Below are 9,639 nucleotides of genomic sequence, written 5' to 3'. Positions count from 1 at the left end.
GGTCACCCGGACGAGGTAACAGACCCAGGTCCAGGCACTCTCGGCGGCGCCGGGAAGCTACAGACGAGAGCGGAACTCGGGGACTATTGCTCACCCGTGGTCGAAACGTACCCCGGCCCGGTTGCCGGCTTCCCAGTCACCGGGTTCGGGGAGCCGGCGCCCCGAACTGATCGCGGGCTCGGGGCTTTGGCTTTCGTGGGTTTGACGGCATTTTGGATCCAGCAGCTGAAGTCGCGTGCTTCCAGGCGGGTCGCTCGGTCCCAGGAGACGTCCATGGCCTGCAGGAACCGCCACCACCGCAACAGATCCATCCCGTACGACCGCACCGTTGACGGCGCTTTCCCGGCCGCCAGCAACTCCTGGAAGTAGACGGCCACCGCTTCGACGGTCACACCGTCGGGATCGATCAGCCGGTAGGGCTCGTACCGGTCGCCGGTCTCCACCAGCCGACCCCATCGGGGAACCACCAGGGCCGCCAGATCCCGTCGGAGAGCATCGTTCGTCACGATCGGTGACCGTAGCGCTCAATGACTCCATACACCCACTGAACTGCGCGATCGCCGGGCTTCGTTCAGTCAACGGGGCGTTCTCCGTCGCACACGCTCCTTCCGCGCGGGCCGTGCCATGCCGTCACCGTGCGCCGCGCTCCGTGCCGGGGGACGCTCTGGCGACTGCGCCCCGGAAAGCTGCGCACAGAGGACCGCGCACAGAGGACAACGCACAAAGGACAGGGCCCCGGGCGCGGCGCCGGAGTACAGCCCCGCACCCCGCCCCGGCGCCCCGACCCGCGCCAAGGCAAAGGCCCGGGTCCCGCCCTGTCGCCCGGCCCGAGCCCGGCGACTACGCGTCGATGCGCGACCGGTCCAGCGTCGCCGCCGAGCTGGAGATGAACTCCTTGCGCGGCGCCACGTCGTTGCCCATCAGCAGATCGAAGACCTGCTCGGCGGAGTCCAGGTCGGAGAGGTTGATCCGGCGCAGTGTGCGGTGACGGGGGTCCATGGTCGTCTCGGCCAGCTGGTCGGCGTCCATCTCCCCGAGACCCTTGTAGCGCTGGATGGAGTCCTTGTACCGGATGCCCTTGCTCTGGAACTCCAGGAGCCTGTCCCGCAGCTCACGGTCCGAGTACGTGTAGACGTACTTGTCCTGGCCCCTCTTCGGCTGGGTGAGCTCGATACGGTGCAGCGGCGGCACCGCCGCGAACACCCGGCCGGCCTCGACCATCGGCCGCATGTAGCGGTGGAACAGCGTCAGGAGCAGGGTCCGGATGTGGGAGCCGTCCACGTCGGCGTCGGTCATCATGATGATCTTGCCGTAGCGAGCCGCGTCGATGTCGAACGTCCGGCCGGATCCGGCCCCTATGACCTGGATGATCGCTCCGCACTCGGCATTCTTGAGCATGTCCGTGACGGACGACTTCTGGACGTTGAGGATCTTGCCGCGAATCGGCAGCAGCGCCTGGAACTCGGAGTTCCGGGCGAGCTTCGCGGTGCCGAGCGCGGAGTCCCCCTCGACGATGAACAACTCGCTGCGGTCGACGTCGTCGCTGCGGCAGTCGGCGAGCTTGGCCGGCAACGACGAGGACTCCAGGGCCGTCTTCCGGCGCTGCGCGTCCTTGTGCTGGCGGGCGGCGATGCGCGTACGGGCCGCAGCGACGGCCTTCTCCATGACGACCCTGGCCTGGGCCGCCGCATCCCGCTTCGTGGAGGTCAGGAAGGCCTTGAGCTCCTTGGAGACCACGGTGTTCACGATGCGGCGGGCCGCCGAGGTGCCGAGGACCTCCTTGGTCTGCCCCTCGAACTGCGGTTCCGCCAGACGCACGGTGACGACCGCGGTGAGGCCCTCCAGCGCGTCGTCCTTGACGATGTCGTCCTCGGCGACGCGGAGCAGCTTCTTGGTCCGCAGCACCTCGTTCATCGTCCGGGTGACGGCCTGCTCGAAGCCGGCCATGTGGGTGCCGCCCTTGGGCGTGGCGATGATGTTGACGAACGACTTGAGCATGGTGTCGTAGCCCGTCCCCCAGCGCAGGGCGACGTCGACGCCGAGTTCGCGGGTGACCTCGGTGGGTGTCATCTGGCCGTGCTCGTCCAGGACCGGCACCGTTTCCTTGAAGGTGCCCTGGCCCGAGAAGCGGAGGACGTCGCAGACGGGCTTGTCGCCGGCCAGGTAATCGCAGAACTCACTGATGCCGCCGTCGAAGCGGAAGGACTCCTCGCCCTTGCTGCCACCCTCACCGAGACCGTACTCGTCTCGGACGACGATGGTCAGGCCGGGCACCAGGAACGCGGTCTGGCGCGCACGCTGGTGGAGGTTCTCCAGAGAGAGCTTGGCGTCCTTGAGGAAGATCTGGCGGTCGGCCCAGTACCGCACGCGCGTGCCGTTGCGGGTCCTGGGGATCTTCTTGGCCTTGCGCAGGCCGCCCTTCGCCTCGAACCCGGCATCCGGGCCGTTTCCCGCGAAGGCGCCGGGCACACCGCGCCGGAAGCTGATGGCGTGGGTGTGGCCGCCCCGGTCCACCTCGACGTCGAGCCTGGCGGACAGCGCGTTGACCACGGAGGCGCCGACGCCGTGCAGACCGCCGGAGGCCGCGTACGAGCCGCCGCCGAACTTGCCGCCGGCGTGCAGCTTGGTCATGACGACCTCGACGCCGGACATGCCGGTCTTGGGCTCGACGTCGACCGGGATGCCACGGCCGTTGTCCCGTACCTCCACCGAGGCGTCGTCGTGGAGGATCACCTCGATGTGGTCGCAGTAGCCCCCGAGGGCTTCGTCCACGGAGTTGTCGATGATCTCCCACAGACAGTGCATCAGACCCCGGCTGTCGGTCGATCCGATGTACATGCCAGGGCGCTTGCGTACGGCCTCGAGCCCCTCGAGGACGAGCAGGTGCCGCGCGGTGTAGTTGGAACCGTCCCGGTCTGCTCCTGCCAGCAGCGCTGTGGACGGCATGGACGTCTCGGCGGTCACGCGGTTCGCTCCTCGCTGAATTTCAGGTGGGGCCCTTCTGGGTAAGGGCGCGGCTTGGGTAGCCGCTCAGAGGGTACCGAGGCCTGGTAGAGCCGTTGTAACGCCACCCTCGTCTGAAGTCAGACTAGTCCAGAGTCGCATGCGTGTTCGATCCCTCGATGGAGTGAAGTACATATCACGTTCCCTTCGAGGCATGAACCATTTAGGCTCCGGGCACGTCCTCATGAACAACCGGCAACCCAGCCGGGAGGCCGAAGACACTGATAGACAGCGCGAAACCCAAGACACACAGACACGCAATACGGCACATTCGCCGCCAACCGGCAACAGACAGCCGGCCTCGAGAGATTTTTTCGAGGGAAAGCCCCGAGCGGGAACGTTTGGGGGCTGGTTGGATGTTGACCCTGGTACGACAGCTCGTCGAGCTAGAGAAGAGGCGACGTGACTACTGTTCTGACCCCCGCGAGCCCGTTGACGGCCGCCGATCGCTGCGACCGCTGCGGCGCCCAGGCATATCTGCGCGTCGTCCTGCTCAGCGGCGGAGAACTGCTCTTCTGCGCCCACCACGGCCGCAAGTTCGAGCCGGAACTCAAGAAGATCGCCGCCGAGATACAGGACGAGACGGAGCGGCTGACGACGATTCCCGCGTCCGCCGTCGAGGAAGAGCGCTGACACCTCGCATCCACGACGAGCCAGCCCGGCACAGGCCGGAACGGGCGGCTGTCCCTCCAGAGGACAGCCGCCCGGCTCGTACCGGCCAAGCGCCTCAGGCGCGGCCAGGCGCCCTCACGACGGCCCCTCGCCCCGCGCGGCCCCAGCCGAGCTTGCTCACGATGTCCGACACTCGCGTGTAGACGCCCGGGCTGCCCGGGCGCCCACAGCCACTCCCCCAGGACACGAGCCCGATCAGCTTCCCCCGGGCGACCAACGGGCCTCCACTGTCCCCCTGACAAGCGTCACGGCTGCCCGTGGCCTCCCCGGCGCACACCATGGCGTCAGCGCGGTACGTACCGTCACCGCCGCCCGGATAGGCCCCCTTGCAGAGGGCGTCGGACAGCACGTGCAGGGGCGCCGCTCGCAGACTGTGGACATAGTCGCCGGCACCCGTCATGTCACCCCAGCCGTAGACCATCGCCCCAGTGCCCGGCCCGTAGGCAGGATCACCGGCTGCCGCCATGGGGATGACCGACGACTGCGGAAGAGGTGTGGCGAGAGTGAGCACGGCGAAGTCCCCGGCATTACTGACGACGTCGTAGTCCGGGTTCACCCAGGTGTCGCGCACGGCGATCTCCTGGCCCTGATCCGAGAGCAGGTCGGTACGGCCGGCGATGACCTTGAGGTCACGTGCCTGGTCCGGCGGCGCTCCCAGCACCCCCTCGCCCAGGCAGTGGGCCGCGGTGAGCACGGTGTTGCGGCCCACGGCCACGCCACCACAGAACTGCCCCGCCCGCGTACCCCCGAACCGGTCACGGCTGGACAGCGCCACCGTCCACGGGCTCTGGGACACATCGACGGGAAACCCGCCGACGACCACACTGTCAGCAGTGGCCGGGGCGGTGGACACCAGCGGTATCGCGGCCGCCACGGCCGCCAGAACCAGCGGCCGGGACAGCGTTCGGGCAATGCGACGGTACATGCACGCTCCTCACTCCGGGGTGGTGGTCGGACACCCAGAGTCATGCAGAGTGCGTCGGTCCGCAGCACGAAGACCCGGCCCCCTCGTGGGGCGCCGGGCCTTCGGTGTCGTACTGCAGCGACCTAGTCGAGGTAGTCGCGCAGCACCTGCGAACGGGACGGGTGGCGCAGCTTCGACATGGTCTTGGACTCGATCTGGCGGATGCGCTCACGCGTGACGCCGTACACCTTGCCGATCTCGTCGAGGGTCTTCGGCTGACCGTCGGTGAGACCGAAACGCATGGAGACGACGCCCGCCTCGCGCTCGGACAGGGTGTCGAGGACCGAGTGCAACTGCTCCTGCAGGAGCGTGAAGCTGACGGCGTCGGCCGGCACGACCGCCTCGGAGTCCTCGATGAGGTCACCGAACTCACTGTCGCCGTCCTCGCCGAGCGGGGTGTGCAGCGAGATGGGCTCACGGCCGTACTTCTGGACCTCGATGACCTTCTCAGGGGTCATGTCGAGCTCCTTGGCCAGTTCCTCCGGGGTGGGCTCACGGCCCAGGTCCTGGAGCATCTGGCGCTGCACGCGCGCGAGCTTGTTGATGACCTCGACCATGTGCACCGGGATACGGATGGTGCGGGCCTGGTCGGCCATGGCGCGGGTGATCGCCTGACGGATCCACCAGGTGGCGTACGTGGAGAACTTGTAGCCCTTGGTGTAGTCGAACTTCTCGACGGCGCGGATCAGACCGAGGTTGCCCTCCTGGATGAGGTCCAGGAAGAGCATGCCGCGGCCGGTGTAGCGCTTGGCCAGGGAGACCACCAGACGGAGGTTGGCCTCCAGGAGGTGGTTCTTGGCGCGGCGGCCGTCCTCGGCGATGATCTCCAGCTCGCGCTTGAGCTTGGGGGCGAGCTTGTCGGCGTTGGCCAGCTTGTCCTCGGCGAACAGACCGGCCTCGATGCGCTTGGCGAGCTCGACCTCCTGCTCGGCGTTGAGCAGCGGGACCTTGCCGATCTGCTTGAGGTAGTCCTTGACCGGGTCGGCGGTGGCGCCGGCCGCAGCGACCTGCTGGGCGGGCGCGTCGTCCTCGTCCTCGTCGGAGAGGACGAAGCCCGCACTCTCGGTGCCCTCGGGCTCCTCGCCGGCCTTCGTCTCCTCGAGGACCTCGTCCTCGGTCAGCTCGGCGTCGTCCTTCTTGGCGGTCGTCTTCTTGGCCGCCGTCTTCTTGGCGACGGTCTTCTTCGCGACCGCCTTCTTGGCGGTCGTCGTCTTCTTGGTCGCGGCGGCCTTCTTGGCAGGCGCATCGTCCTCGACGGTGGCCTCGACGGCGGGTGCCGCCGGAGTGGCGGCGGCGGTGGCCTTCTTGGTGGCCACCGTCTTCGCCGCGACCGTCTTGGTGGCGGTGCGCTTGGCCGGACTCTTCGCTGCGACGCTCTTTCGGGTGCGCTTGGGCTCCGCGGCACTGACCATCAGCGTCACACCCTCTTCCTCGAGGATCTGGTTGAGGCTGCGCAGTACGTTCTTCCACTGAGTGGCCGGAATCTGGTCAGCTTCGAAGGCCCGACGCACATCGTCGCCGGCGATCTGCCCCTCAGCCTTTCCCCGCTCAATGAGAGCCATGACAGAGACGGACTCGGCGATCTCCGGCGGGAGCGTACGGGATGTGCTGGCCGACACGAACAACCTCTCGGAACGTTGGAAAACGGCTTCCGGCCCCGTCCACGGCGGACAGGAGCCGACCACCGGCTTGGGGATGGGCCGACGGTGCGGGCGGGGGCCGGGAAGATGCACAGCGCCTTGAACGGCGTCCGTATTCCCTCCGCGGCTGTCACCTCTTAGGTCATCGCACTGTTCCCACGAGTGTTACGCCCAATCTGCGTGGCCCGAGTCACACCCCGTAAGCGCTCAAAAACTGTCAGACACGGACAGAATGGGTCAGCTGTGAGTCTGACCGGGTACGCCGTGACAGATCGGCCGCCTCGTCGCGCCGTCGGACCCCGCCGGATCCCTGAAGATCCTGTGCGGGGTCCGACGGAGACGGTTCGCCGGCCGAGCGGTGCCAAAGGAGGAGGAAGACACCCCCCGGCCGCGCCGTCCTCGGTGCGCGGTCAGTGTTCGCGCGGCGCAGGCACCACGCGCTCCACCTCGGGGTGGACGGTGAGCAGTTGCCGCATGGCCGCCTCGGCCGCCGTGCCGTCTCCGGCGGCGAGGGCGTCGACGATCCTTCCGTGGTGCCCCAGCGACGTGTCGTTCGGGCGGTCACAGCCGGTAACCGGGCCGCCGGAGACCTGCAGGGCGGCCGACACGATCCCGGAAAGGTGTTCCAGCATCCGGTTGCCGGCGACCTGGATGAGCAGGGAGTGGAACTCCGCGTCGGCTCGGGAGAAGGTGAGCGCGTCACCCTGCGCCATGGCGTGGCCCATGATCTCGACCATGTCGGCGAGCCGCTGCTGGATGTCCTCGCGGCCGTGCCCGGCGGCGAGGCGTGCCGCGAGCGGCTCGATGGTCCAGCGCAGCTCGCTCAGCTCGCGACGCTGGTCGTCCCGCTGCGGCCCGAAGGCCCGCCACTCGATGATGTCCGGGTCGAGCAGATTCCAGTCGCTGACGGGGCGCACGCGCGTGCCGACGTTGGGGCGGGCGCTGACCAGCCCCTTGGCCTCCAGGACGCGGAGGGACTCACGGACGACGGTGCGGGAGACCTCGAAGCGCTGTCCGATCTCCTCGGGCACCAGCGGCCGGTCGGCGCCCAGGTCACCGGAGACGATCATCTGGCCCAGCTGCTGGACGAGTTGGCCGTGCAGCCCGCGGCCGCGGCTGCCTGCCGCGCGCCGGCCCACGCGGCCCAGCTCCGGGTCCGTGCCCTCCCAGACGGGGGCCCCGATGCGGTCGGCGGCCGGCGCCTCGGCGTAGGGGTAGCGGTCGAGTTCGCCCGGGCCGGCGAGACCGGAGTCTGCGGAGCGGGCGGCGGTCATCATGGTGTGCGCAAGGGTACTCACGCATCCTTTGTCGGCGCTGTCTCCAACTCCCTTGAGGGCTTTGGTGAAAAGCACACGAAAGGGTGATCGCTCACCCCGTCGCAATTGACGCCTTATCGGAAAGAAATGGGCGTTCCCCGGGAAGTTGTGCGCAGGGCTGGATCCGAAGGGTGCGGACGGTGGTCATCGGACCCTGCGGCGCAGGGTCGTGAGCAGATACGCGCCGAGCAGGGCCGCCAGAGACAACGTCAGCGCGCCACCGACGGGTTGGACGATCAGCCGTGCCACGGCAGCCAGATAGCGATCCCCTCCGAAGGGCCACTGCGCCAGAAACACCTCGCGCAGCCGCGCGGGCAAGCCGGCCGCCGTCCGCACGGACGGCCCTTCCGAGGCCTTTTGTACGAGGGGCACGACCAGGACGGGTACGGCGACCACCGCCGCGAGCCCGGCCGTGGTGGACCGGAAGGTGCCCGCCGCCAGCACGCCGGCCCAGGCGCATCCGATCACGAACCCGATCCAACTCACGCCCAGTGACCACCAGTCGGCCGGAACTTCCACGAGCTCCCGACCGTAGACGAGATAGAGCAATTCGGCGTCGCAGCCCACCGTGAGCAGGGCCAGCAGCAGCGCCGTGACCGCGGCAACGACGAGTTTCGCGGCAAGCAGTCCCAGCCGGCGGGGCACGGTGCCGCGGTCCGCCGCAAGAGCGGGGTGGCGGAACTCGTCGCCGAAGGCGAGCGCCCCGAGCAGGCCCGCACCGAGGGCCGCGGGCGGCAGCGGCAGCTCCCGCGGCCAGGCGGCCAGCAGGCGCGGCTGGGGAGTGTGGCCGACACGGGCCAGGACCAGGGCGGTGAGGGCGGAGGCAACGAGGACGGCAGCGCCGGTGAGGAACCCGGTGCCGATCCCGGCGGCGCGGCGCAGCTCGTAGCGCAGCGGACGCAGGGGGCTGGGCGCGGAGCGTACGGAGATGGGCGGTGGAAGGGGGGACGAGGTGTTGATCGCTGCGCGCGCCTCGGCCGCTGGTGCGCTCCCCGGGGTGCGGGCTTCCCCTTCGGCCTTGCCTGCGGGCGGTCCGGCCTGACCGGTCTGACCGGTCTGACCGGTCTGACCGGTCACGCGGGTTTCTGCCGCCGCCTCCTGTGCCTTGCCGTCCGACCTCGCTCCCTCGGACGCGTCAGAGGCGGCCGAAGGGCGCACGCTCGCGCGCGGCCCCATGTCCCCGATTTCGTCGGCGAGTTGGTGGACGAGGATGTCGTGTCGGAAAGCGGTTTCGCCGACATGGGCGCACGTACTGCCATACACGGACAGGCGGTTGCCGTCCTCGCGTACTACTTCGACGGAGCGCTGCGCGGTGCGGGCCTCCTTGGCGAGAAGTGCTGCGAGGCGGGTGGCGTGCGGGCTGCGGACGGCGACGCGGGGGCGCAGCCTGGTGCGGGCGAAGTCCGAGGCCTCCTGGTCGGCGACGAGCCGGCCCTCCGCGAGGGTGACGACCTGGTCGGCGGTGCGCGCGGCCTCCTTCGGGTCGGCCGTCGCGAACAGGGCCGTGCCACCCTGGGCCGCGTGCGCCCGCAGCATGCCGTGCAGCCAGTGGCTTTCGCGGGCGGAGAGGCCGTGGGCGGGGTCGTCGAGCACCAGGGTGTGCGGGGCGGGCAGCAGGGCGCAGGCCAGGCCGAGGCGACGGTCCATGCCACGCGAGAGGGTGCCGAGCCGTTCGTCGCGCAGGCTGACGAGGCCGACCGCCTCAAGGACTTCGTCGGCGCGCCGGACCGGGACACCTGCGGCGGCGCACAGCATGCGCAGGTGGCCACGGACGGTGCGGGCGGGATGGCCCGGCACGTCCCCGAGGAGTACGCCGACTTCGCGCGACGGGTGTGCGATGCGGTGCAGCGGGCGGCCTCTGAAGTAGGTGATGCCCCGGCCCTGTTGGAGTTCGAGCATGAGTCTGAGCGCCGTCGACTTGCCGGCGCCGGGCGCGCCGAGGAGCACGGTGACACGGCCTGCGCGCGCTTCGAAGGAGACGTCGTCGAGGGCGGGCGGAAGCTCCTTGCGGGGGTTGCTGGTCAGTCCGAAGGCCTGGATCACC

Annotated in this window: 7 protein-coding genes; 1 reads left to right on the top strand and 6 read right to left on the bottom strand. The window is 69.3% G+C overall.

Annotated features, from left to right (window positions below; translation table 11 throughout):
* Positions 1-83 precede the first annotated feature (83 nt).
* Together ACZ562_RS33485 and ACZ562_RS33480 are read right to left on the bottom strand one after the other, a co-directional pair.
* Positions 84-506 (bottom strand): site-specific integrase, encoded by a 423-nt coding sequence (locus ACZ562_RS33485; protein ID WP_471187091.1) that lies wholly within the window; start codon positions 504-506, stop codon positions 84-86.
* Positions 507-840: 334 nt separating this feature from the next.
* The gene (locus ACZ562_RS33480) at positions 841-2,964 is read right to left on the bottom strand and encodes a DNA gyrase/topoisomerase IV subunit B (RefSeq protein ID WP_471187087.1); all 2,124 of its coding nucleotides are present in this window, start codon (positions 2,962-2,964) and stop codon (positions 841-843) included.
* Positions 2,965-3,405: 441 nt separating this feature from the next.
* On the opposite strand from ACZ562_RS33480, the gene ACZ562_RS33475 reads away from it, so the two are divergent.
* Positions 3,406-3,636, top strand: coding sequence for a DUF7455 domain-containing protein (locus ACZ562_RS33475; RefSeq protein WP_471187084.1), 231 nt, complete (start codon positions 3,406-3,408; stop codon positions 3,634-3,636).
* A 94-nt stretch (positions 3,637-3,730) separates the two neighbouring features.
* On the opposite strand, the gene ACZ562_RS33470 is transcribed toward ACZ562_RS33475, so the two are convergent.
* The 4 genes from ACZ562_RS33470 to ACZ562_RS33455 form a co-directional block, all read right to left on the bottom strand.
* Positions 3,731-4,600, bottom strand: a complete 870-nt coding sequence (locus ACZ562_RS33470; RefSeq protein WP_471187081.1) for a serine protease — start codon at positions 4,598-4,600, stop codon at positions 3,731-3,733.
* A 122-nt stretch (positions 4,601-4,722) separates the two neighbouring features.
* Positions 4,723-6,258: an RNA polymerase sigma factor gene (locus tag ACZ562_RS33465; RefSeq protein WP_471187078.1), complete on the bottom strand. Its 1,536-nt coding sequence runs from the start codon at positions 6,256-6,258 to the stop codon at positions 4,723-4,725.
* 431 nt (positions 6,259-6,689) lie between these two features.
* The gene (locus ACZ562_RS33460) at positions 6,690-7,577 is read right to left on the bottom strand and encodes a FadR/GntR family transcriptional regulator (RefSeq protein WP_471187075.1); all 888 of its coding nucleotides are present in this window, start codon (positions 7,575-7,577) and stop codon (positions 6,690-6,692) included.
* A 162-nt stretch (positions 7,578-7,739) separates the two neighbouring features.
* On the bottom strand, positions 7,740-9,638 hold the full coding sequence (locus tag ACZ562_RS33455; protein ID WP_471187113.1) for an ABC transporter ATP-binding protein: 1,899 nt from the start codon (positions 9,636-9,638) through the stop codon (positions 7,740-7,742).
* Position 9,639: the final 1 nt, after the last annotated feature.

Source organism: Streptomyces sp. NPDC040410, assembly GCF_055595715.1.
The sequence above is the reverse complement of the archived record's forward strand: the minus strand, read 5'-3'. Positions and strand labels throughout refer to the sequence as shown.